Annotated in this window: 23 protein-coding genes; 8 read left to right on the top strand and 15 right to left on the bottom strand. The window is 69.8% G+C overall.

The genetic code is table 11. The features are described from left to right. Positions 1–86 precede the first annotated feature (86 nt). The 8 genes from ACQCX5_RS04210 to ssd all read right to left on the bottom strand — a co-directional run bounded on the left by ACQCX5_RS04210 (position 87) and on the right by ssd (position 6,399). Entirely contained in the window at positions 87–1,268 is a 1,182-nt protein-coding gene (locus ACQCX5_RS04210) for an AAA family ATPase (protein WP_434540763.1), read from the bottom strand. A gap of 48 nt (positions 1,269–1,316) precedes the next feature. After that, positions 1,317–1,712 carry an Rv3654c family TadE-like protein gene (locus ACQCX5_RS04215; protein WP_434540764.1) on the bottom strand — a complete coding sequence of 132 codons (396 nt, stop codon included), beginning with the start codon at positions 1,710–1,712 and terminating at the stop codon, positions 1,317–1,319. Beyond that, positions 1,709–2,116, bottom strand: coding sequence for a TadE family type IV pilus minor pilin (locus ACQCX5_RS04220; protein WP_434540765.1), 408 nt, complete (start codon positions 2,114–2,116; stop codon positions 1,709–1,711). The genes ACQCX5_RS04215 and ACQCX5_RS04220 overlap by 4 nt, the downstream gene beginning before the upstream one ends. 153 nt (positions 2,117–2,269) lie before the next feature. Further along, entirely contained in the window at positions 2,270–2,560 is a 291-nt protein-coding gene (locus ACQCX5_RS04225; RefSeq protein ID WP_434540766.1) for a DUF4244 domain-containing protein, read from the bottom strand. 110 nt (positions 2,561–2,670) lie between these two features. Beyond that, a complete protein-coding gene (locus ACQCX5_RS04230) occupies positions 2,671–3,405 on the bottom strand; it encodes a type II secretion system F family protein (RefSeq protein WP_434540767.1) in 735 nt (244 codons plus the stop codon). Next, positions 3,402–4,205, bottom strand: coding sequence for a type II secretion system F family protein (locus ACQCX5_RS04235; RefSeq protein ID WP_434540768.1), 804 nt, complete (start codon positions 4,203–4,205; stop codon positions 3,402–3,404). Before ACQCX5_RS04235 ends, ACQCX5_RS04230 begins: the two co-directional genes overlap by 4 nt. Then, entirely contained in the window at positions 4,202–5,410 is a 1,209-nt protein-coding gene (locus ACQCX5_RS04240) for a TadA family conjugal transfer-associated ATPase (RefSeq protein WP_434540769.1), read from the bottom strand. Before ACQCX5_RS04240 ends, ACQCX5_RS04235 begins: the two co-directional genes overlap by 4 nt. Next, positions 5,407–6,399, bottom strand: coding sequence for a septum site-determining protein Ssd (gene ssd / locus ACQCX5_RS04245; protein ID WP_434540770.1), 993 nt, complete (start codon positions 6,397–6,399; stop codon positions 5,407–5,409). The genes ACQCX5_RS04240 and ssd overlap by 4 nt, the downstream gene beginning before the upstream one ends. A 174-nt stretch (positions 6,400–6,573) precedes the next feature. Between ssd and ACQCX5_RS04250 the strand changes: the two genes are divergently transcribed. Then, positions 6,574–7,329 carry a class I SAM-dependent methyltransferase gene (locus tag ACQCX5_RS04250; protein ID WP_434540771.1) on the top strand — a complete coding sequence of 252 codons (756 nt, stop codon included), beginning with the start codon at positions 6,574–6,576 and terminating at the stop codon, positions 7,327–7,329. Between the two features lie 167 nt (positions 7,330–7,496). On the opposite strand, the gene ACQCX5_RS04255 is transcribed toward ACQCX5_RS04250, so the two are convergent. Next, complete coding sequence (locus ACQCX5_RS04255; protein ID WP_434540772.1) at positions 7,497–8,183, bottom strand: DUF4386 domain-containing protein; 687 nt, start codon at positions 8,181–8,183, stop codon at positions 7,497–7,499. Positions 8,184–8,295: 112 nt separating this feature from the next. Here ACQCX5_RS04255 and ACQCX5_RS04260 point away from each other — a divergent pair, with 112 nt between their 5' ends. After that, positions 8,296–9,030 (top strand): TetR/AcrR family transcriptional regulator, encoded by a 735-nt coding sequence (locus ACQCX5_RS04260; RefSeq protein WP_434540773.1) that lies wholly within the window; start codon positions 8,296–8,298, stop codon positions 9,028–9,030. On the opposite strand, the gene ACQCX5_RS04265 is transcribed toward ACQCX5_RS04260, so the two are convergent. Then, positions 8,996–10,039: an intradiol ring-cleavage dioxygenase gene (locus ACQCX5_RS04265; RefSeq protein ID WP_434540774.1), complete on the bottom strand. Its 1,044-nt coding sequence runs from the start codon at positions 10,037–10,039 to the stop codon at positions 8,996–8,998. The genes ACQCX5_RS04260 and ACQCX5_RS04265 overlap by 35 nt on opposite strands. Positions 10,040–10,520: 481 nt before the next feature. Between ACQCX5_RS04265 and ACQCX5_RS04270 the strand changes: the two genes are divergently transcribed. The 3 genes from ACQCX5_RS04270 (at position 10,521) to ACQCX5_RS04280 (ending at position 14,282) form a co-directional block, all read left to right on the top strand. After that, complete coding sequence (locus ACQCX5_RS04270; RefSeq protein WP_434540775.1) at positions 10,521–12,185, top strand: metallophosphoesterase family protein; 1,665 nt, start codon at positions 10,521–10,523, stop codon at positions 12,183–12,185. A gap of 164 nt (positions 12,186–12,349) precedes the next feature. Further along, a complete protein-coding gene (gene nhaA, locus ACQCX5_RS04275) occupies positions 12,350–13,570 on the top strand; it encodes a Na+/H+ antiporter NhaA (protein WP_434540776.1) in 1,221 nt (406 codons plus the stop codon). 79 nt (positions 13,571–13,649) lie between these two features. Beyond that, positions 13,650–14,282 carry a phage holin family protein gene (locus ACQCX5_RS04280; RefSeq protein ID WP_434540777.1) on the top strand — a complete coding sequence of 211 codons (633 nt, stop codon included), beginning with the start codon at positions 13,650–13,652 and terminating at the stop codon, positions 14,280–14,282. Between the two features lie 53 nt (positions 14,283–14,335). Here the strand turns inward: ACQCX5_RS04280 and ACQCX5_RS04285 are convergent, their stop codons facing one another. Genes ACQCX5_RS04285 through nth form a run of 3 tightly spaced genes read right to left on the bottom strand, consistent with a single transcriptional unit; the run spans position 14,336 to position 16,346 of the window. Continuing rightward, positions 14,336–15,001, bottom strand: coding sequence for an NUDIX hydrolase (locus ACQCX5_RS04285; RefSeq protein ID WP_434540778.1), 666 nt, complete (start codon positions 14,999–15,001; stop codon positions 14,336–14,338). Further along, the gene (locus ACQCX5_RS04290; RefSeq protein ID WP_434540779.1) at positions 14,998–15,624 is read right to left on the bottom strand and encodes a TlpA family protein disulfide reductase; all 627 of its coding nucleotides are present in this window, start codon (positions 15,622–15,624) and stop codon (positions 14,998–15,000) included. The genes ACQCX5_RS04285 and ACQCX5_RS04290 overlap by 4 nt, the downstream gene beginning before the upstream one ends. Before the next feature lie 2 nt (positions 15,625–15,626). After that, a complete protein-coding gene (gene nth, locus ACQCX5_RS04295; protein ID WP_434540780.1) occupies positions 15,627–16,346 on the bottom strand; it encodes an endonuclease III in 720 nt (239 codons plus the stop codon). Between the two features lie 129 nt (positions 16,347–16,475). On the opposite strand from nth, the gene ACQCX5_RS04300 reads away from it, so the two are divergent. Further along, positions 16,476–17,273 carry a Crp/Fnr family transcriptional regulator gene (locus ACQCX5_RS04300; RefSeq protein WP_434540781.1) on the top strand — a complete coding sequence of 266 codons (798 nt, stop codon included), beginning with the start codon at positions 16,476–16,478 and terminating at the stop codon, positions 17,271–17,273. A 36-nt stretch (positions 17,274–17,309) separates the two neighbouring features. On the opposite strand, the gene ACQCX5_RS04305 is transcribed toward ACQCX5_RS04300, so the two are convergent. Together ACQCX5_RS04305 and ACQCX5_RS04310 are read right to left on the bottom strand one after the other, a co-directional pair. Continuing rightward, on the bottom strand, positions 17,310–17,738 hold the full coding sequence (locus ACQCX5_RS04305) for a RidA family protein (protein ID WP_434541285.1): 429 nt from the start codon (positions 17,736–17,738) through the stop codon (positions 17,310–17,312). A gap of 23 nt (positions 17,739–17,761) precedes the next feature. Continuing rightward, a complete protein-coding gene (locus tag ACQCX5_RS04310) occupies positions 17,762–17,947 on the bottom strand; it encodes a DUF4177 domain-containing protein (RefSeq protein WP_434540782.1) in 186 nt (61 codons plus the stop codon). Between the two features lie 144 nt (positions 17,948–18,091). Between ACQCX5_RS04310 and ACQCX5_RS04315 the strand changes: the two genes are divergently transcribed. Together ACQCX5_RS04315 and ACQCX5_RS04320 are read left to right on the top strand one after the other, a co-directional pair. Next, entirely contained in the window at positions 18,092–20,515 is a 2,424-nt protein-coding gene (locus tag ACQCX5_RS04315; RefSeq protein ID WP_434540783.1) for a transglycosylase domain-containing protein, read from the top strand. 14 nt (positions 20,516–20,529) lie between these two features. Beyond that, positions 20,530–21,444, top strand: a complete 915-nt coding sequence (locus ACQCX5_RS04320) for a metallophosphoesterase (protein WP_434541286.1) — start codon at positions 20,530–20,532, stop codon at positions 21,442–21,444. Positions 21,445–21,494: the final 50 nt, after the last annotated feature.

The raw sequence follows: 21,494 nt of genomic DNA on the forward strand, positions 1-21,494 counted from the left end.
CTCACCACTGGGGTTTTCGTGACAACGTGACAATATCAGTGACCCTGCCGCACACCCCCGGGATACCCGGAAGGTTCAGCAGGGGTTCAGCGAGAGCCCCACTCCCATCTGGCTGCGCCCAGCAGACCCCGGCCCTCGACGAGGGTTTCACCCGTGTTCTTGACCAGTTGGTGGTGGCGCACGGCGTCGTCCGTGGTGGCGGCGTCGAGCAGCGGCGCGATGAGGTCATCGGCATGGCTGACGATGATGACCTGGGTGCGGGCGGCGGCCTCGTGGACCAGCCGGGCCAGGATTGGCAGCACATGCGGGTGCAGGCTGGTCTCGGGTTCGTTGAGCACCAGCAGGCTGGGTGGACGAGGGCTGAGCAGCGCGGCGGCCAGCAACAGGAAGCGGAGGGTGCCGTCGCTGAGTTCTGCGGCGGTGAGTGGACGCAGCATGCCGGGCTGGTGCACCTCGAGGCTGAACAGGCCACTGGCCTGGGTGACCTCGAGCGTGGTGCCGGGGAAGGCCTCGTCCACGGCGTCGGTCAGGGGTTGCTGCCAGGCCGATTCGCAGATGGTGGCGACGGCGGCAGCGAGGTCGTTCCCGTCGGCGGCCAGCACGGGCGTCCAGGTGCCGACGCAGCCGCTGCGGGCCGGCGAATCGGGATCGGTGCGGAAGCTGTCATAGAAGCGCCAGCCCGAGACCAGGCGGCGCAGGTTGAGCACCTCGGGGTATTGCTGCGGGTCGCCCAGTTCGGCCAGCATCGAGGTGCGGGTGGACAGGTCGTCGTGGACCCGGCGGCGCTCGGACGAGGTCTCGGCGATGGCGGTGACGGTGCCGCCCTTGCGGTGCACCAGACTGCCGGACGGTCGAAACAGTGGCGGCACGAAGATCTCTTCGCGCTTGATGACGGGGTCGTGGATGAACATGCTGGGGCCCGGCACCGGCAGCCCGATGTCGATCAGGTAGCCGAGGTCGTCGGTGGCGAATCCGAGCATCAAGCTCACCGGTTTGCGCCGCTTGTGGGCGCCCTGCACCGGCACCAGGCCCGACCGCATGCCGCTGGTCACCTGTTCGGGACCCGCCCACAACACCCGCTCGAGGCCACCGTCGCGGGCCAATGGTGCCACGACCCCATCGGCGGCTGTGGCCGCCAGCAGGCGCAGTGCCCGGTAAAGGCTCGACTTGCCCGACCCGTTGGCCCCGGTGATCACGGTGGTCGGCGCCAGCGGCAGCACCAGGTCGCGCAGCGACCGGTAGCCATGGACGGCCAGAGTGGTGATCATGCCGGAAGCGTAGGCGGTGGGTCCGACAAACAATGCGGCGCGGGCTCATCAGCCAGTGCCCGCGGCGGCCGTGGCGCTGGCGGTACGCGGCACGCCGGGGCCCCTGATCTCGGGGCGCAGCGGCGTCGAGACCGTCACGACCAGCACGAATGAGGGCGCAGTTCCCCGGGTGGTGCAGTCGCGGACCGTGCCGCCGTTGCGCCGGGCCGTGGCACGGGCGGTTGCGCAGCCGTCCGCTCCCCGGGCGATGGCCTCGGCGCCGGCCAGGGCGGCCAGGTCGGCGATGCGGGCCGCGCGGTGGTGGCTGGTCACCCAGCCGACGGCCCAGACGCCAACCAGAGTGGCCGCCACGATGACGAGCGCCACCGTGGCTGTGAGTACAGTGCCTGCGCCCCGCTCGAGGATGGACGCCCAGGGTCTTGTCGGCGTCGCCCGCCTGCTCATGCGCCGGGTTCCAGTGGCTGTTGGGCGGTTGCGGTGAGGGTGACCGGGCCGATGGCGCCCCACGAGCGCCTGACGACCACGGTGGCATGCACCCAGCCGTCGCGGGTGACCAGGTCAACGCTGGCACCGGACGGGGCCGCAGCCTTGACCGCCGCCAACTTCTTCTGGTCACCGCGGGCGGCGTGACGGGCCGCCTGCACGGCAATGGTCTCGGCCCGGTCCTGGGTGATCAACAGGCCGACGACCGCCGAGGCCCCGAACAGCACCAGGGTGGTGGTCAGCAGCCCGACAGCCAGTTCCAGGGTGACCATGCCGCGGGCACGTGCGGCATCAGTGGCTGGTCGTGGCGTCGCCGCGGGTTCCGGGGCCAGGGCGGGTTCCGGGATGGTGGGTGCTGCGGTCACGGGATGCTCCTTGGCAGCTGGTCGCAATGGGGGTGGTGCGGGTGCGAACCTGCGGACGTGGCATGGGCGCCACGTCCGCAGGTCGTACGGCTGGCGGGGGCTGCATTCGTGACATGAGTGCCACGTCTGCAGGCCAGGGTCGGCCGAGCTGGTTCAGATCTTGTCCGCGACCCAGTCCATGATCTTGAGCACGACCTTGAGCAGCACCTTGAAGAACTCGTTGTCGGTGACGACGCGCAGCAGCACCAGGGCCAGGCTGACCGCGGCCAGGATGCCGATGGCGTATTCGGCGGTGGACATGCCGCGCTGGTTGCGACGGCGGGTGGGGGCATGGGTCGCGGTGTCGAGCAGGTCAATGCCCTGGGCGGCGCCGGCGGGCAGCATGACCTCGGCGGCGGTGACCTCGGCGTCGGTGCCCCGGGCAGTGGTGGTGATCTCGGACATGGTGGTGGTTCCCTTTCGTCGTGACCCACCAGTCGGCGGCGGGTTCACCACGACCATGGGCGGCATTCGGCCACCCGTTCGATACGGACAACACCCTGTGGACAACTCCTTCACGGCAGGTATGCCCGCACCAGCCCGGCGATCACCGGCACGACCCCGACAAGCACAAACGCCGGCAGGAAGCAGCACACCAGCGGCAGCACGGACTGAACTCCGACCGTCTTGGCCTGCTTCTCGACCTGTCCGCGACGCACCGCCACCGCCTCGCCCGCGTGCACGCGCAGCACCTGCACCACCGCAGCGCCCGTCTCGGCGTTGCGGGCAAGATCGCGCGCGGCGCGTCCCCATACCGGCCCGACCACTGGGTCGCCGGCCAGCGCCAACCACGCATCGCGCTCGCTGCGCCCCACGCGGATGTGACTCGTCACCAGCCCCAGCACCTCGGCCGTCTCGGGCGGGCTGACCGCAGCCACCTCGGCGATGGCCGAGCGCACGGGCGATCCGGACGCGAGCGCCCCCGCCAAGAGCTCGAGAGCCTCGACGAGCTGGTCGGCCAACCGTTGTCGGCGTCGCACCACCGCTGCGTCCTCGAACCGGTCGAGCGCCACGAAGGCCACGGTCGCGACGACCACACCCCCGACAACGGCCCACGGCCCCGGAACCAACGCCACCACGGCGATTGCCGGCACGACGGCGAAACCGAGCCGGCGTCCAGAAGTCGGCCCCCAACGAACCCCCGTCGCCCCACTATCGGGAGCGCGCAGCAACTGCCGGCCATTGCGCGCGGGCCAGGCGAGCAGCACGAGCATGAAGGCGGCGACAGCCGCGATGAACGGCGCGCTCATGCGGTGCGCCGTTCGACCCGTTCGGCGAGGGCCTCGGTCCACAGGATGCCGACACAGGCCAGCGTCACCGCGCCCGCCACCAGCCATCGTCCGAGCGTCGTGCCCGCCAGGAACTGCTCAGGCGAACTGCCCACCATCACCCCCATCGCCAGGCCCACCAACGGCAGCCCGGCCAGCAGCTTGCCCGTGGCCCTGGCGGGCGCCAGCTCGGACTCGACCGAGCGGCGCAACGCTGCTCGTTCGCCCAGTTGCACGGCGACCCGTTCGGCTGCCATCGCGAGCGGCGCGCCCGAGCGTTCCGAGAGTTGCCAGGCCGCCGCGAGCGTGGCCAGCCCGGCCGCCCCCGGACGCGACGCGAGCGTGCGCAGCGACTCGGCCACTGCGGCGCCGACCTCATGGGCTGACACCGCCGCGCCGAGCGCGGGGCAGTCCTCGACCGCCTCGCGAAGCGCTGCCACCGGCAGTGCCCCGATGCGCAGCTGGCCCGCGAAGACCTGGCAGGCCCGGGCCACCTGTTCGGCCATGGCCCGCGCGGCCGACCGGCGACGTCCACGCACCACGAGCACGCCTCCGGTCGCCAAGAGCACGGCTGCCCCGACGAGCACCGGCACGGCTCCGGCGCCGCCGACGATTGCGGCGGCGACAAGCCCAACCGCTGCCGCCAGGCACGCCCACAGCCATCGCGGTGGACGCCGCGCGGCCCGTGGCGGGTGGTCGAACCGGAAGGCGGTGCGGGCGGGGGGTGACAACAGCAGCCAGACACAGACCGCAGCCGCCGCGCCGGCCGCCAGCGCCATCATGCGATGCCCCGTTTCGGCAGCGCCTGTGGGGCGGGCTCGAGGTCGGCACCCGGCTCTGCTGCGAGGCCGAGCCTGTCGACGAGCCGGGCGTACCCCGGGCCACGTCGCGCACCCGACCAACCCGGCGCCCAGTCCAGCGCCGGCTCGATGACGAAGTCGCCGACGCTGCCGCCCACCACACCGATCTGGGTGAGCCGGCGTCGTCCATCGGGCCACCGCGACACGTGCACCACGAGGTCGAGCGCGGCCAGCGCCTGAGCGTGGCAGGCCTCACGCGAGAGCCCACCCAGGGCAGCCAGTGCCTCGATGCGCGCGGGCACATCCGCCACCGAATTCGCGTGGATCGTGCCGCACCCGCCCTCATGGCCGGTGTTCATGGCCATCAGCAGGTCGCAGATCTCGGCGCCGCGCACCTCGCCGAGCACGAGCCGGTCCGGGCGCATCCGCAGCGCCTGGCGCACCAGGGTGGTCAGGGTGATCGCGCCGACGCCCTCGGCGTTGGCGAGGCGGGCCTCCATGCGCACGACGTGGGGGTGGTCGGGGCTCAGTTCGCGGGAATCCTCGACGACCAGCACCCGCTCGTCGGCGGGCACCGCGCCCAGCAGCGAGGCCATCAGCGTGGTCTTGCCCGACCCGGTGCCACCGCTGATCAGAAAGGCGGCCTTCTGGGCGACCACCGCCTGCAGCACGGCCAGACCCAGGTCGTCGATGCCGCCGCCGTCGCGCCATTCCTGCAGCGACAAGCAGCGACGGAATGGCACCCGCAGCGAGATGCAGGTACCGGGTGCCGACAGCGCCGGGAGCACGGCATGCACGCGGGTGCCGTCCGCCATCCTGGCATCGACCCACGGGGTGGCGTCATCGAGCCGCCTGCCCGCACTGGCCGCCAGGCGCGTCGCCAGCCGCCTGACGTGCTCGTCCGATTCGAAGGTGACGCTGGTGCGTTCGAGACCCTGGCCCCGGTCGATGAAGACATGCTCGGGACCGTTGACGAGCACATCGGTCACCCCGGGCAGCTGTAGCAGGGCGTCGAGGGGGCCGGCGCCGACCGACGTGCGCCGCAGGGCTTCCAGCGCCCACAGCACGACCTGGTCGCTGACGATGAGGCCGAGGTCACGCATGGCCGCGGCGACATCGTCGGGGGTGTGCGGGCGACCGAGGCCGGCCAGGTGCACCCGCACCAGTTCGAGGTCGTCGGGGGTCATGTCCGCACCGCCTCGAGCACGGCCCGGCATTCGCGGACGAACCGGGAGCGCCCCGAGGCCGGTGGCACACCGCGGGCCAGGTCACGGGGCAGGTGCGGGTGGTGTCCGATGCGCCCGACCACCGGGATGCCCAGCGCCGCCAGCACATCGGATTCGGGCAGGGTGCGCCCCGGGCCGCTGCGCAGCACGACCTCGAGGTCGTGCCAACCCTGGGCCGCCACCAGTGCCCTGGCCGCGACGACGCCGCGCACATCGGCGGCGACCACGAGCAGCGTGCGTGTGTGCGACCAGTGTTCACCGGTCGCCTGCTCGCCTCGTCCGGCATCGACCACGACAACGGGGTGACCGCGCAGCATCGACCGCAGCACCGCTATCGCGGCCTCGGACGAGGGCACATGCCCCTGACGGCCGGTTGAGACCAGCGTGACACCCAACTGTTGCGGCAACCGCGGCACCAGGTCGCCGAGGTGTCCGGTGGCGGCGGCAAGTTCGTCCCAGCGCCAGCCCTCAGCCTGCTCCGCGCCGAGCAGCAGGTCGAGGCCCCCGCCGCTGCGGGCCAGTTCGACCAGCGCGGCGGGGGCATCGCGGGCGGCGACCTGGGCGAGACCCGCGGCCAGTGTGCTGGTGCCGACACCACCGCTGGCCCCGATGACGCGCACCAAGGTGCCCGACGTCTCGACCGAGCCCTGGTCGAGCACCGCACTGATGAACCCGGCCTGGGCGGGCAGCACCAGCACGGCGGCCTCGAGGGGCACGGACCAGGCCATCACCTCGTCGGCGGATCGACCGATCACGTGCACACCGCGGCGTGAAGGCAGCCCCAGCCCCGCCACCCAGGCCGCCTGGTCGGCGCCGACGAACACCGCGGGTGCCCCGCGCCATGCCTGGCGCACCTCGGCCGACTCGCGCACCCGCCGCACCGGGGCACGTACGGCTGCGGCCGCGGCCTGCACCTGCTCGACCAGGCCGTCGTCGCGGCAGATGATCATGGACTCATTCACACGCACGTTCACACCACGGTTATGGGCGGAATCGACGCGATGCGTCGGTTGTCCACAGGAGTTTCTTGCGTAGACGGGTTGTCCACAGTTCGGGTGGGTGCCCTTGACAACGCACGGCCCGGCAGTCCCCCGGCGGGGCGCAGGTCAACTACCATGGCGGGCATGTCACGACCAGCCATGCCGGGGTTCCAGTTGCCCCCGGCAGCCATTGACTGGCTGATCGGCCCCACCCCGCAGCGGGTGTTGACCTTGTCGGGCTCGTCCCTGCCCCGGCTGTTGCAGCGCGCCGGCCACGCGGTGTGGGCCATCGACAAGGCCCCACACATCGCCCGCAGCCTCGCGACCACCGGACGGGTGACCGCAGTGGCGGCCCAGGCCGAATCGCTGCCGTTCGACCCGTGTGTCTTCGATGTGGTCGCTTCGCACCAGGTCTTCCACCTGTACGCGCCAGGGCTGGTGCTCAGCGAAATGGCCCGGGTGCTGCGGCCCGGTGGGCGTGCGGCGGCGTCATACCTGGTGCGCGACGACTCGGTGCCCTGGGTGCGCCGACTGGTGGCGCTGGTGCAGTCGGTCGACCCGGACGCCATGGCCGGGGCCTACGGCGCGGACGCGCTCGACGAGCTGCGCCACAGCAAGTACTTCCCGACGTTCCAGCAGCGCAGTTTTCGGCACTGGGTGCCCGCGACCCGGGACGGGGTGCTCGGGATGGTCGGCGGGCTCGCGGTGGTGCAGGGCATGGCCGAGGCGGAACGTGGCGCATTTCTTGCCGAGGTGGGGGCGTTGTACGACGACGCCGCGCCGGGGGCGGACGACCTGCAATTGCCGTACACGCTGCTGTGTGTCAGGGCCGAGGTCGACCACGCGGAACTCACCGCGCCCATCGAGGTCGATGATGACGGCCTCGTGATCCCGCTCTGAGCTGATCCCGCCCTGGGCGTGAACCCGCCCTGGGGCGCTGCACGCGAGCTTGTCCTGAACCGGGCAGGAGTTCGTTGTTCTGGCCCCCGAGCGCCCTGAACCGTGAACTCCTGCCCGGTTGTGGTCACGGGCCCCCGCCACCGGTGCCGGCCGAGTCCAGGCACCGGTCACGACGGCGCCACAGCCCCGGAACCCACGACACGTTCGTCGACCCGCCGCAGCGGCTTGATGCCGCGCACCCACAAGGTGATCGCCAACCCGATCTCCCAGACAAACAACGGCACAGCGAGCACGGGCACCGGCTTCGTCAAGCCGAACATCACCGCGAGGTTCTGGCCTGCGACGATTACCGCCCCCACCAGGCCAAGCACCGGCACGACGAGGGGAGCCAGCCGACGCCGCAGCAGCAGCATCGCCAGCAACACGGCCGTGACGGGGTTCACCAGGCCCGGGCCGACCAGGAACGTCCAGTCGTGCACGAGGTGCAGCGCCGAGACGACCTGCGTGCTGAGCCCTGGCGACGCAGTCGTGGCCGGGCGAGCCACCGCCGGCAGAATCGCGACGACACCGACCAGGATGACCGAAGCCTCGAGCCCCCTGAATGCCAGGTAACCCGCGGCTGTGCCCGCGCCGTGGGGGCGCAGCAATGGGTACAGCGCCACGGCGGTACCGACCACGGCCACGGCCAGGATCACCTCGAGCAGCGAGGCCACCAGCACCGACGTACGACCGGCCAGCGCGAGTTCGGTGCCCAGGGCCGAGCCGCCGTACAGGGGCAGGGCTGCGACCGAGGTCACCCAGGTGATCAGGAACAGGATTGCTGCGGCACGGGCGGTCAAGGTCGATCTGGTCATGTTGCTGACTCCATCCAAAAGGTATACGACGTATACCGTCGCGAACCCCACGATAGGCATACGCTGTATACCTCGTCAATCCCTCGCCCCGACCTGCAGCCAGGAGCTCGACATGCCCACCGCCCGCGCCCCACTCGACCGCGCCCGGGTGCTGACCACTGCCGTGCGGCTGGCCGACGCCGAGGGCCTGGGCGCGGTGACCATGCGCCGACTTGCCGACGAGCTGGCCGTCACCCCGATGGCGCTCTACAAGCACGTCGCCGACAAAGAAGACCTGCTCACGGGAATGGTCGACGCGGTCGTCGACGACATGGCGGTGCCCGGGGTAGCCCACCCGGACGACTGGCGCGACAACATTCGTGCGGCCCTGCACCGGTCGCGCCTGGTGCTGGGACGCCACCCCTGGGCCCGGCTCGCGATTGAGAGTCGCACTGAGCGCACCGCTGCGGTGCTCGACCACATGGAACGCCTCAGCGCGGTGTTCATCAACGCAGGATTCAGCGCCGACCTGACCCACCACGTGATGCACCTGCTGGGCAACCGGATCTGGGGTTTCAGCCCGGAACTGTTCACCGACCACCTGGGCCGTGCCGCTTCCGGACCCGGTCCCAGCAGGGGACGGGGCCGCACACCCGACCCGGCTGACTACCCGTCGATCCTGGCGATCGCTGCGGATGCTCAGCAGCGGCGCCCCCGGGCCACGGGCTGCGACGAGGACTTCGAGATGGACTTCGCCCTCGACGTGCTGCTGGACGGCATCGCACGGTTGCAGCAAGCCGGTTGGGAATCACCAGCAGCCGACGCCGGCGACCTCACCGCGACGGGGCCGGACCGCCGCCACCCGTGAGCTGCGGCGTGGTCGTCGGGTCGATCCCCACGGACAGGGCGACGGCGTACCCGCTGGTGACGTCGCCGGTGGCCGTGCCCAGCTGGTGTTCACCAGCGTCCTCGCCGAAGACGTTGTCGCTGGTCAGGCTCACTCCGGCCAGGTTGGCGGCCGAGCCGTCATAGCCATCCGTGGCATAGACCAGTTCACAGACGTCCTGGGGCAGCGCCACCTGTGATGTGGCGAGCAGGTTCGCCGTGTCGGTGATCGAGGCCTCATCGGGATAGACCTCGAAGTGCACATGTGGCCAACGCCCCGAGTAGCAGCCGGGGAAGATGCTGGTGAACGTGACCTGCCCCGAGCTGTCGGCGACCTGCACCCCGCGCAGGTAGTTCTCGTTCTCGGCGCCCTGCGAATACATGGAGTACTTGCCGTCGGCGGTGCAGTGCCAGATGTAGACCGCCGCACCCGCCATCGCCGCCGCCCCACCCGAAGACCCGGTGCTCGACAGGTCGAACAGGCTGAGCGTCAGCGTCATCGGCACGCCGGCAGCGGTGTTCGTCGAAGTGCCGAAGCTCGACCGGATGTCGCTGCGCACCACCCCGCTCTGCTCGAGCAGGTCGGGGCCATTGCTGCCGTCAGCCGGGTAGGGGCCGTTCGTCTCTTCGGGGATCTCGACGGCGGGAGCCTCGCCGACGGCTGCGGTGGTCGCTGCTGCGGCTGAAGTCGTCGCCGCGCCAGCTGTGCTCGCGGCCCCAGCTGTGGTCGCCCCCGAGTTCGTCGCCCCCGAGTTCGTCGCCCCCGAGTTCGTGGCCGCCGGCGAGCAGGCTGCCAGCCCCACGGTGGCCACCCCGCTGCCGAGCACCGCGAACACCCCGCGGCGCGACATGCCGCGCCGGTTCAGCAAGGTGCCGATGTCGAACTGCAGGCCCTGGTCGACGACGGGTTCGTGCTGGTGGGCCAGCGCGCGGCCCTCGTAAATGCGTACCCCGTCTTCGCGGGTGTGGACGTTGGCTTCATGGTTGGTCATGCCAACGACGCTAAGTGCCCCGACTGTCCGACCGCTGTGCGGTTGCTGTGCGTCCGCTGTGCGACCACTCGAGGGTGACGGTGTGTGTGCTCCGAACTGCACAAGTGGCACGAATGCCTCGTCCGCACCTGGTTGGGCACGAATTGGGCGCACTCGCGGCGCAGGTGCCACTTGTGCAGGTTCGGGTCGTCCGGGGCACCGAGCGATCCCGCCCAGGTGCACACGGACCCCCTGCGCCAGATCACCGCGTCCAGAACCCGGCCGAACTTCTCGAACCCGGTCCCCGAGCGCCCGACTCGCCAACTCCTGCCCGATCCCGGACACCGGTCGACGCCCACGCTGCACCCGTGACCCACCCGTCACCCGGGGTTCACCCGCACTTCGCCACCCCGTCAGCAAAGTGACACCCCGAATCAAGCCGGACTCCCTAGCCTCAGAGGACATCCTCCCTTGTCAAACTCCACTTTCGCTCAGGAGAACCATGTCCATCCCCCCAGTCAATCGCCGGTCCTTCATCGGCCTCACCGTGGGCGCCGGTGTCGTCGGCGCCGCCTCGGCGGCCGGCGCCGCGCCGGCATTCGCCCAGCCCGTCCGCCCGCTCAGCGACGAGGCCTGGACGTTCGGCCTGATGGCCGACACCCAGTGGGCCCAGAACGCCGACGGCATCAACCCCGGCAGTGTGGCTGCCGGCATCCAGGCGATGGTCTTTGACCAGTTGCTCGCCAAGGACGTCAAGTTCGTCGTGCAGGTCGGCGACAACGTCGACCAGGAGCACAACGGCTACAACGGCCAAGCCGAGGTGCGCAGCCTGCCGATCAAGGCGCAGACCGTCCAGCCGCTGTACGACGCCGGGGTCGGCTTCTACACCCTGCGCGGCAACCACGAGGCCTCGGCCCGCGCCGCCCGCGAGTTCCCCGTGGTCTTCCCGCAGAACACCGGCGACGGGCCCGTGCTGGGTGGGGCCACCAACTTCTCGTCGCCCTCCGAACTGCTGCGCGGCCTGTCGTACTCGTTCGACGTCAAGAACCTGCGCGTGCTCATGCTCGACCAGTTCACCCGCCCCGACGGTTCGGGCAGCACGAACAACAACATGCTCGACCAGCTCGACTGGATCGAGGATCGCGTGCTGAACCGCCCCGAGGGCATGCACTGCCTGGTTTATGCACACAAGAACCTGGTCGGGCAGAACCACGTCGACTCGATGTTCGGTGGCACCCCGGCCGCCAACAAGGCCGCCCTCAACCGCTTCATCTCGATCATGGACCGCGGCAACGTCCACACCGTCGCCAGCGGCCACGACCACATGCACCACCGCTCGCTGGTGGTCAGCCCCGATGGCCAGAGCACGGTCGAACAGCTCATTGCCGGCAACGACAGCGCCAAGTTCTACACCCCCCGCGTGCCCGCCATCGCCGACACCTACGGCGTCAACGAGACGGTGCTGTCGCAGGAACTGTGGACCCTGACCCACTACGTGGTCACCGTGGACGGGCCCCGCCTGTACATCGACCTCTACTCGATGAGCACCGGCGTCGACTACCAGACGACCTGGCTGGGCCGCACCCCGCCCGACACCGGCTGGTTCTGGCGTGAGCAGTGGGGCTACTCGCTCAACGGCCGCAACTTCGTCGTGGCGCCGGGTGAGGGCTACCAGGTCGTGCAGGACTCCTTCGGCAAGACCCGTGCCCGCATCCTCGAGGGCGTGAACGGCTCGACAAAGGCTGACTACGCCGGACGCCGCATGAGCAAGCAGATCGGCACCGGTTGGCAGGCCGCCGGTCCCGGCGACGATTCCGACCGCCTGTACCTGTGGGGCATCGCCGACAACCTGCAGCTCAACGACCCCACCTTGACCGGCCTGTGGCCCCACGCCGACGAGACCGACGAGTCCGACACCTTCGTGCTGCAGCTGACGGGCACACCGCAGGGCTTCCGCGCCGATGGCAGCTATGGCCTGGCGACGCGCACCCGCGATGGCCGTTGGGTGAATGCCGTGGACGAGAACCACGGCGGCACCAAGCGCTTCGTGCGCGGCGCCCATCGTCCGGGACATGCGCTGGGCACCCACGGGGTCGACCCGGTCACCGGAAACGTGTGGGCGGTGGTGAACCACGGCGGCGTCTTCGCGGCACGCCGCGGAGTCTGAGCCGGCCCTGGTGGCGCTGGTCGTGCACCCGGGAGTGTGCCCCACGCAGGCGACTGCGTGGGGCACCTCACATTCGGTGACAACTCAGCGCAACCGGTAACATCGCCCGAGGTGTGTCGGGAAGTCTGGTCGACGCCGCCCCGCCCACCCCACGAAAGGCCGCCATGGCCAGCAACCCCACCCCCAGCCGCCGCACCACCTTCGGCCCCGGTCGCCTCGCCGACCGGCTGCACCTGCCCCGCATCCTCGAGGACGAGAAGGCCGGCGGCATCATCATGCTCGTCGCCACCATCGCCGCCCTGCTGTGGGCCAACTTCGGCGGCGGCACCTACCAGCGCCTGTCACACCTCGAACTCGGCTCACTGTCATTGGCCCACTGGGTCTCTGACGGGCTGCTGACGGTCTTCTTCTTCGCCGCCGGCATGGAACTCAAGCGTGAGTTCGTCGAGGGCTCGCTCTCGCGGCCCGCCGACGCCCTCGTGCCCATCGTGGCCGCGCTGTGCGGCATGCTCGTGCCCGCCGGTATCTACCTGGCCGTCAACCTCACCTCCCCCACCGGCCAGTCGCACGGTTGGGCCATCCCGATGGCCACCGACATCGCCTTCGCCCTGGCTGTGCTCGCCGTCGTCGGCCGCGGCCTGCCCACCGGGCTGCGCGCATTCCTGCTCACGCTCGCCATCGTCGACGACCTGGGCGCCATCATGGTGATCGCCGTCTTCTTCAGCAGCGGCATCCACCTGTGGTGGCTCGCTGCCGTCGCTGCACTGCTCGCACTCTGGTGGGGCCTGCAACGGTTCACGAAGCTCACCAACGGCTGGGCCTACCTGCCCATCGGCGTCGCAGCGTGGTGGTGCATGTTGCAGTCGGGGGTGCACGCCACCATCGCCGGTGTCGCACTCGGCCTGCTGGTGCGCACCGATGAGTTCCAGCTCAACGACAACCTCGACCGCTGGCAGAAGAAGGTGCACCCCTGGTCGGCATGGTTCGCCGTGCCCGTTTTCGCCCTGTTCGCCGCCGGGGTGCCGCTCAATGCCGCAGTGTTCGCCGACATGGTGCGCCAGCCCGTGGCCTGGGGCATCATGCTCGGGCTCGTGCTCGGAAAACCGATCGGGGTCTTCGGCGGGGCCTGGCTCACCAACCGGTTCACCAGCGCCACCCTGGCACCCGGCGTCACGTGGCCCGACGTCTTCGCCGCCGCAGTGCTGGCCGGTATCGGCTTCACCGTCTCGATGCTGATCTCTGAGCTCGCGTTCACCGGCACCCCGCACCACGTCGAACTGGCCAAGACATCGGTGCTCACGGCGTCCCTGGTCGCTGCCGTGCTCGGCGGCGGCATGCTCGCCGCGCGCGGACGGCACCACCAATCCGCCGCTGCCCGACCCTGAGTCCCACGTCACCAGCCCCGTCCGGGCTAGGGTTTGTCATGCAGCATGTCGCACATGCCCGACCGTGAAGGAGACCACCGTGACCCAGCCGGACACCACTCGACCCCAGTTCGAGGCTCCGCGCCACCCCGGTGAAGCCCGCCTCAACACCGGCTACGGCTCCCGGGACGAGCAGACTGGCGGCGCCGGCCTGACCCCACAGCTCAACGACATCATCACGGCACTGAAGACCGATGGCACCCGAATGGTGCAGGACAACCTCGCGCTGGCCCAGGCCGAGGTCAAGCCGATGGTCGTCAAGGGCGGCATTGGTGGCGGCCTGTTCGCGGGCGCGGCCTATTTCGTGCTCAGCGCGCTGTGGGTACTGTTCATGGCCGGCGGTTTCGGGTTCTCGAAGATGTGGCAGGCGATCCTGGACTGGAGCCTGCTGCCAGCCGCCGCCCTCGGATTCGTGACCATGGGCGTCGTGATGATCCTGGTCGCAGCGGCGCTTGCCGCTGTCGGCTACTTCCGCTTCATCAAGAAGATCGAGAAGCCTGAAGCCACCATCGCCGAGGTGAAGGCCGACATCGAGGCGCTGAAGTCCTCGATCCAGCGCGGCCAGCAGGCAGTCGCCGTCAACGTGGCTGACCGGGCCGCCCTGAAGGCCGACAAGAAAGCTGTGGCCCAGATGGAGGACGCCGCCCACAAGGCCGCGCGCCGCGCCCAGTAGTCCATCGCGCCCCGTAGTCCACCAAGCAGCACGCCACCCATCCCGGGCGGCCCCTACGCCGGCCGGTGCCGCCAGAACCGCCTCGGCACCTCGACCACCTGCGACTCGTCCCAGTCGAGCCGCCACCCACCCAGGTCGAGCAGCCAGTCGACCAGGTGCGCCGTGAACCCCCAGATCACGATGTCGTCGATCACGAACGCCGGCCCGCTGTGCCCATTGACCAGCCGCGACATGTGCCGCACCTCATGGCTGGCGAGCAGGTCGACTGGGTAGCGCAGCACCTGCGCCACCTCGCCGGGTTCGGGCACCAGCGGCTGCAGGCCGTCCCAGGTGCCCACCACGATCGTGGCATTGAAACTGCTGATGACCCTCGTGGCCGGCAGTCGTCCGAGCAGGGTCACCCCGCGCGGGTCGACGCCCACCTCTTCGGACGCCTCACGCAGGGCGGCGTCCTCGGGCCCGGTATCGCCCGGGTCAATCCGCCCACCCGGGAACGACACCTCGCCCGGGTGCCTGCGCAGGGTCTCCGCGCGTTCGGTGAACAGCAGTTCGGGCGTCACGTCCTCGGTCAGCAGCGCCAGAATCGCGGACGGATGCTTGCGTGCGGGCCAGGCCAACTGCGCGGCCGACACATCGGGGATCGGACCGCCGAGCCCGTCAAGCCTGCCCACCAGCTCACTGAACGGCGACGCCCCCACCGGCGGTGGCGGCGTGGTCACGGCTGCACCCCGAAATGCTTGGTGATCAGCCCCTGCAGCTCTGTCTCGGTGTCGAGCACGCCGAAGTGTCGGGCCACGATCCGGCCCCCGGCGTCCACGAACACCGTCGCCGGCAACCCGGGCGCACTGATCGGCGCCTGCTTGCTCAGCCCCTCGGGGTCGGCCAGTTGCGGATAGGTCCAGTGGGCGGCCCTCGCGAACTCGATGGCCATCGCCGGCTGCGGATCAGAGACGTCGATGCCCAGGAAGTCGACCTTGCCGACCATCTGGCTGCTCACCGCGGCCAGGACGGGCGCCTCGGTGCGGCACGGACCACACCACTGCGCCCACAGGTTGATCACCCGTGGCTTGCCCGTGGCCAGACCGGCGAGCGAGACCTGGCTGCCGGTGTCAAGGCACGACAGGGTCACGTCGGGCAGGCCGCCCTCGACCGGTTCGGTCGCGGGCCCCGCCGGGCACGGGGTGATCCCGGCCGCCTTGTAGGCGGCCTGCAGTTCGGCATCCACGGTCGGGCTCGACGTGACCGTCGACGCCCCACCTGCGCTGCACCCGGCCACCAGCAGCACGGCCACCAGGGCCGCGGCGGTGCGCGTCATCCACGACCTGGCCACCAACGTTGTCACCCTCATCCTCGCGGTTCCCTCACCAGCTTGGTCGCCACCTCGGGGTCGGTCGGCCCCTCACCAAAGCTCGGGCACACCCCTGCCAGCGGGCACGCCCCGCAGGCCGGTCGCCTGGCATGGCAGCGGCGGCGTCCATGCCAGATCACCCGGTGGCAGACCATCACCCAGTCGGCGGGGTCGAACAGGTTGCCGACCTCGACCTCGACGATGTCGGGCTTGGCAGAGGTCGTCCAGCCCAACCGTCCCGACACGCGAATCAGGTGGGTGTCAGGCGTGATGCCGGGCACACCGAAGGCGTTGCCGAGCACGACATTGGCCGTCTTGCGCCCCACCCCGGGCAGGGTCACCAGTTCGTCCAGCGTGCCGGGCACGGCACCATCGAATTCGTCGACCAGCGCCTGCCCGATCCCCTTCAACGCAAGTGCTTTGTTGTGAAAAAACCCCGTGGGACGAATGATCTGCTCGAGCTCGTCAAGATCCGCGGCGGCCATCGCCCGCCCATCAGGAAATCGCGCGAACAATGCGGGTGTGATCGCATTGACCCGCTTGTCCGTCGACTGGGCCGACAGCACGGTGGCCACCAGCAGCTCGAACGGGTCGGTGAAGTCGAGCTCGCAGCGGGCCTGCGGATAGGTCTCGGCCAGCAGCTGGTTGACCAGCGCGGCCTGCTCGCGGGCAGCCTGCGAGGGCGGGACGACGGCGGGGGCGACGGGACGGGGCACGCAGGCAGTCTAGTTCGCGATACCCGGTGCAATTAATGTCACAGCGCTCCGATACGCTCAGTGTGACAGTTACGGAACCGTAAGGTCAGTGACAGGACAGCACGGGACCGCTCACCATAGGGGGATGAGTTGTCAAGGCCAACACAGGCATCAACGGCGGCACAACGAGCGGCTGCACTCAAGCAGGCGCCGTTTCTCGCCCAGCTCAGCGAGGCCTCGCGCGAACGCGTGATGGCGGCGGCCACCGAACTGCGGGTGCACCGGGGTGAAGAGATCTTCCACACCGGCGACCCGGCACGGCAGTGCTATCTCATCCTGACCGGCAAGGTGAAGCTCAGCCGCACCTCGAAGCACCAGCCCCCGCCACCCCCGCCGCGGCCGGGCGAGAAGCTGACGGTGGCCGCCCGTCGCCGGGCGACGACGGTGCAGACACGCGAGTCGCTGCTGTGGGTGATGGGCCCCGGCGACATGTTCGGCGAATTGTCGGTGTTCGACCAGGGCACCCGCTCGTCGACGGCCAAGGCGGTGACAGCAGCCACGCTGTTGCGGTTCGAGGGCAACCAGTTGGCCGCGCTCGTGGGCATGCGCCAGGACGTGGCGCTGGCGATGCTGCAGGTCGTCGCCACCCGGTTGCGCCGCAGCGACGACCACACCACCGGCATGGTGCTCTCGGACGTCTCGGGCCGGGTGGCATGGCTGTTGATGCACCTGCTCGAACGGTTCGGCGAGGATTCCGACCCGGTCAACGAGGACTCGCAGTGGGTGCGCCACGACCTCACCCAGACCGAACTGGCCCAGATCGTCGGCGCCTCACGCGAGACGGTCAACAAGGTGCTCACCGACTACGAGAGCCGGGGCATCATCGAGGTGCGGCCGCGCGAGTTCCGGGTGCTGATGCCGCAGAAACTGCTGGCCCGGGTGGAATGAATCCGCCCCGGGCCACCGGCCTGCTCCGGTAGGTCCTCAGACCTCGACGACCAGCTCGAGCTCGACGGGCGCGTCGATGGGCAGCACCGCGACGCCGACCGCCGAACGCACGTGGTTGCCCTGGTCACCGAACACATCTGCCAGCAGGCTGGACGCGCCATCGGCCACGCCGGGCTGACCCGTGAACCCGGGCGATGAGGCCACGAAGACTGTCGCCTTCACGACGCGGCGGATCGCATCGATGCCGCCCGCCAGCGACGCGGCGGCGGCGATGGCATTGAGTGCCGCCACCCGCGCCGCCTCGGTGGCCTGTTCGATGTCGACCTCGGCGCCGACTTTGCCGGCCGCATGCAGCGTGCCGTTGATCAGGGGCAGTTGGCCAGAGGTCCAGACCTGGTCACCGACGCGGATGGCGGGCACGTATGCGGCCAGCGGCGCAGCGACGGGGGGCAGGCTCAGCCCCATCTCCGCGAGGCGTTCCGACGGCTTCACCGCTGGGCCTGCGAGGCGTCGGGCGCCTGCTGCAGCGGGCGCTTGAAGTAGCCGACGAGGTTCTCGGGGTTCGGCCCCGGAACGATCTGCACGAGCTCCCAGCCATCACGGCCGAAGTTGTTGAGGATCTGCGTCGACACGTGGGTCAGGATCGGCGCGGTGAAGTACTCCCAAGTCGTCATGGCGCACACACTACTTCAGCCGCACCCCCGTGCAGGGGCCCGGGTCATGATCGTCCGGGCTTGTCACTGCACGCTTGACAGGGGTATCCACAGCCCACTAGGCAGATGCCGGAAATCTTGCGCGTGTCACGTACCCTGAAAACCATGAAGCGAACGAAGGCCAACAAGGTCTATGCCTTGCTGATGTTTTTCGCGGTGAGTGTTCTGGCGGGTGTGCTCACCGCGGGACTCGCCGTGCCGTTCGTCGCCATGCTGGGCGGCGTGTCGAAGGCAGGGGCCGACAGCCTCGACCAGCTGCCGGCCTCCCTCGAGATCCCACCACAGTCCGAGCAGTCGCGCATCCTGATGGCCGACGGCTCGGTGCTGGCCACCTTCTATGACCAGAACCGCGTCTACGTGGGGTTGCGCTCGATCCACAACAACATGCAGTGGGCACAGCTCGCCATCGAGGACCATCGCTTCTATGAGCACGGCGCGTTCGACCCAACCGGGACGATCCGTGCGCTGGTGCGCAACTCGGCCGGCGCCTCGACCCAGGGTGGTTCGACCATCACCCAGCAGTACGTCAAGCAGGTGCTCGTCAATGACGCCGAGCAGAACAATGACCCCGCCGCCCTGCAGCGTGCCACGGAAGAGACGCTGGCCCGCAAGGTGCGCGAGCTGCGCTATGCCATCGCCCTCGAGAAGCGCCTGTCGAAGCAGGAGATCCTGGAGCGCTACCTCAACATCGCCTACTACGGCGACGGCGCCTATGGCGTCGAGGCGGCTGCCCGGCACTTCTTCAACACCACCGCGGCCAAGCTGACGCTCGACCAGGCCGCGATGCTCGCCGGCCTGGTGCAGAACCCGAACCTGACGAACCCGCGGCTGAACCCCGGCGCCGCGGTCGCGCGCCGCAATGTGGTGCTGAACCGCATGGCTGACCTCGGTTATGTCTCGCAGGAGCAGGCTGACAAGGCCAAGGAGGTGAAGTGGAACCCCTCGAACGTGCAGCCACAGCCGAACGGCTGCGCTGCTTCGGAGTTCCCCTTCATCTGTGACTATGTGCGCCGGGTGATGGTCAGCGATGCGATGCCGAGCCTCGGCAAGACTGAGGAGGAGCGGTGGAACCTGATCAAGCGTGGTGGCCTGACCATCCAGACGCTGATCGACCCGCGCACCCAGCGCGCTGCCGAGGCCGCCATCAATGACATGATCACGCCGACCGACCCGGCCATCGGCTCGTCGGTCATCATCGAGCCGCAGACCGGTTTGATCGTCGCCATGGCCCAGTCGCGCACCGAGATGGGCACCAAGGCCGGCCAGACGTTCCTGAACTACAACGTCGAGAAGAAGTACGGAGACGGCATGGGCTTCCAGGCCGGTTCGACGTTCAAGGCGTTCGCCGTCGCGGCCGCCATCGAGGCGGGCATGACGCCCGACCAGTCGTTCACCGCCACCTCGCCGATGTCGTTCGAGGGCAAGACGTTCAAGAACTGTGAGGGCAGCTTCACCCTGAACGAGGACTGGACGGTCTCGAACTCGGTGGGCGGCTACGACAACCGCCGGATCAACATGATCCAGGGTGCCCAGGGCTCGGTGAACACCTACTTCGTGCAGCTGGAACAGGCCGTCGGCATCTGCAAGGTCACCGACATCGCCCAGCGCGCGGGTGTGAAGCTCGCCAGTGGCGCCGACCTGAACAAGGACCAGGGCAGCAACCCCTCGTTCGTGCTCGGTGCCGCCGAGGTGACCCCGCTGTCGCTGGCCTCGGCCTATGCCACCTTCGCCAACCGCGGCGTGCGCTGCGACCCCCTCATCCTGAAGTCGGTCGTCAACAAGCAGGACAAGTCGTTCGCGGTGCCCCCGAGCAAGTGCACCAAGGTCATGGAGCCCGAGGTCGCCGACGGCGTCAACTACGTGCTGTCGAAGGTCATGGAACGCCCCGGCACCGGTGTGCGCGCCCGCATCGAGGGCAGCTGGAACCAGGCCGGCAAGACCGGCACCACCGACTCGAACGAGGCCGTCTGGTTCGCCGGCTACACCCCCGAGCGGGCCGGTATCGCGATGATCGCCGTCGACAAGGGCAACGCCTATTGGAACGGCCGCACGAAGTCGCTGAAGCGCTGGACCACCCCGTCCGGCACGAGCCTCGAGGGCTCCGGTTCTGGTGACGCCGGCCGCATCTACAAGGTCGCCATGGCCGAGGCGTTGAAGGGCCAGCCGAACACCGCGTTCACCGCCCCGTCAACGCGGGTGCTCGAGGGCAAGAAGGTGCAGGTGCCCGACACCTCGGGCATGAGCCTGGCCGAGGCCCGCCGCACGCTCGAGGCGGCAGGCTTCAACACGGTGACCTGGCGACGGGCCTCGAACTTCCCCGCCGGCACGTTCCTGGGCACGAGCCCCAAGGGCAGCCAGCCGATGGGTGCCACGATCTACCTGATGATCTCGTCCGGGCCGGAGCCTGCCCCGCAGCCGTCGAGCCCGGCGACCAAGCCCGCCAGCCCGACGAGTCCCACCACCCAGGCCACACAGCCGTCGACCCAGCCCACCAAGCCGGGCAACGGCACCCCCGGCCCCAAGCGGTGAGCCCGGAGCAACCGCTGAGCCCTGCCCGTCGGGTCGGGCTCGGGCTGGCCGCGCTGACCGGTCTCGGCGCGGCCGTGGGGGCTTATGCCTTCGCCGAGGCGCGGATGTACACCCTGCGCCGCGCCACGGCACGGGTGCTGCCCCCGGGCAGCGCGCCGGTCTCGGTGCTGCACCTCAGCGACATCCACCTGCTGCCGGGCCACCACAAGAAGCTGGACTGGATCGCCGGCCTGGCCGACCTGAAGCCCGACCTGGTCATCAACACCGGCGACAACATCTCGTCGGCCGATGCCGTCGCCCCGCTGTTCGAAGCCCTCGACGAACTGCTCGACGTGCCCGGGGCCTTCGTCTTCGGGTCGAACGACTATGTGGCGCCCACATTCAAGAACCCGCTGGGCTACCTGACCCGCGCCACGCTGCCGGGCCACGAGCCGGCCTCACCAGTCTTCGGCAACCTGCCCTGGACGGCGCTGCGGGACGGCTTCACCGCCCGCGGCTGGGCCAACCTGACCCACCGGCGCGCGCTGCTGCAGGTGGCCGGGCACACCATCGAACTGCGTGGCACCGACGACGGGCACCTGGCCCGCGACCGCTATGACGTCGTGGCCGGCCCTCCCACGCCGCAGGCCGACCTGTCGATCGGCGTGACCCATGCGCCGTACCTGCGCCTGCTCGACGCGATGACGGCCGACGGGGTTGACCTGGTGATGGCCGGGCACACCCATGGCGGCCAGGTCTGCCTGCCGTCCCGGGCGCTGATCACCAATTGTGACCTGGACGTCGACCGGGTCAAGGGCCTCAGCCAGCACACGGCCGGCGGCCACACGAGCGCACTGCATGTCTCAGCCGGCCTGGGCACCTCACCGTTCGCCCCCTACCGGCTGTTCTGCCGCCCCGAGGCGACACTGCTGCGGCTCGTCGCCCGCTGAGGACTGACCCCGTTTGGCGCTCACGTGACCATGTGGGATACAGTGATCCT

The sequence above is a fragment of the Aestuariimicrobium sp. G57 genome (genome assembly GCF_050110855.1).
Taxonomy (GTDB): Bacteria; Actinomycetota; Actinomycetes; order Propionibacteriales; family Propionibacteriaceae; genus Aestuariimicrobium.

Excerpts from the sequence above, each read along its gene's own strand:
- ACQCX5_RS04260 (WP_434540773.1), top strand. The coding sequence starts at position 8,296 with ATGCCCACCGCCCGCGCCCCACTCGACCGCGCCCGGGTGCTGACCACT.
- ACQCX5_RS04305 (WP_434541285.1), bottom strand. The coding sequence starts at position 17,738 with ATGGGGCTGAGCCTGCCCCCCGTCGCTGCGCCGCTGGCCGCATACGTG.
- ACQCX5_RS04240 (WP_434540769.1), bottom strand. The coding sequence starts at position 5,410 with ATGACCCCCGACGACCTCGAACTGGTGCGGGTGCACCTGGCCGGCCTC.
- ACQCX5_RS04210 (WP_434540763.1), bottom strand. The coding sequence starts at position 1,268 with ATGATCACCACTCTGGCCGTCCATGGCTACCGGTCGCTGCGCGACCTG.
- ACQCX5_RS04230 (WP_434540767.1), bottom strand. The coding sequence starts at position 3,405 with ATGAGCGCGCCGTTCATCGCGGCTGTCGCCGCCTTCATGCTCGTGCTG.
- ACQCX5_RS04315 (WP_434540783.1), top strand. The coding sequence starts at position 18,092 with ATGAAGCGAACGAAGGCCAACAAGGTCTATGCCTTGCTGATGTTTTTC.
- ACQCX5_RS04270 (WP_434540775.1), top strand. The coding sequence starts at position 10,521 with ATGTCCATCCCCCCAGTCAATCGCCGGTCCTTCATCGGCCTCACCGTG.
- nhaA (WP_434540776.1), top strand. The coding sequence starts at position 12,350 with ATGGCCAGCAACCCCACCCCCAGCCGCCGCACCACCTTCGGCCCCGGT.
- ACQCX5_RS04250 (WP_434540771.1), top strand. The coding sequence starts at position 6,574 with ATGTCACGACCAGCCATGCCGGGGTTCCAGTTGCCCCCGGCAGCCATT.
- ssd (WP_434540770.1), bottom strand. The coding sequence starts at position 6,399 with ATGATCATCTGCCGCGACGACGGCCTGGTCGAGCAGGTGCAGGCCGCG.
- ACQCX5_RS04310 (WP_434540782.1), bottom strand. The coding sequence starts at position 17,947 with ATGACGACTTGGGAGTACTTCACCGCGCCGATCCTGACCCACGTGTCG.
- ACQCX5_RS04225 (WP_434540766.1), bottom strand. The coding sequence starts at position 2,560 with ATGTCCGAGATCACCACCACTGCCCGGGGCACCGACGCCGAGGTCACC.
- ACQCX5_RS04215 (WP_434540764.1), bottom strand. The coding sequence starts at position 1,712 with ATGAGCAGGCGGGCGACGCCGACAAGACCCTGGGCGTCCATCCTCGAG.
- ACQCX5_RS04265 (WP_434540774.1), bottom strand. The coding sequence starts at position 10,039 with ATGACCAACCATGAAGCCAACGTCCACACCCGCGAAGACGGGGTACGC.
- ACQCX5_RS04255 (WP_434540772.1), bottom strand. The coding sequence starts at position 8,183 with ATGACCAGATCGACCTTGACCGCCCGTGCCGCAGCAATCCTGTTCCTG.
- ACQCX5_RS04235 (WP_434540768.1), bottom strand. The coding sequence starts at position 4,205 with ATGATGGCGCTGGCGGCCGGCGCGGCGGCTGCGGTCTGTGTCTGGCTG.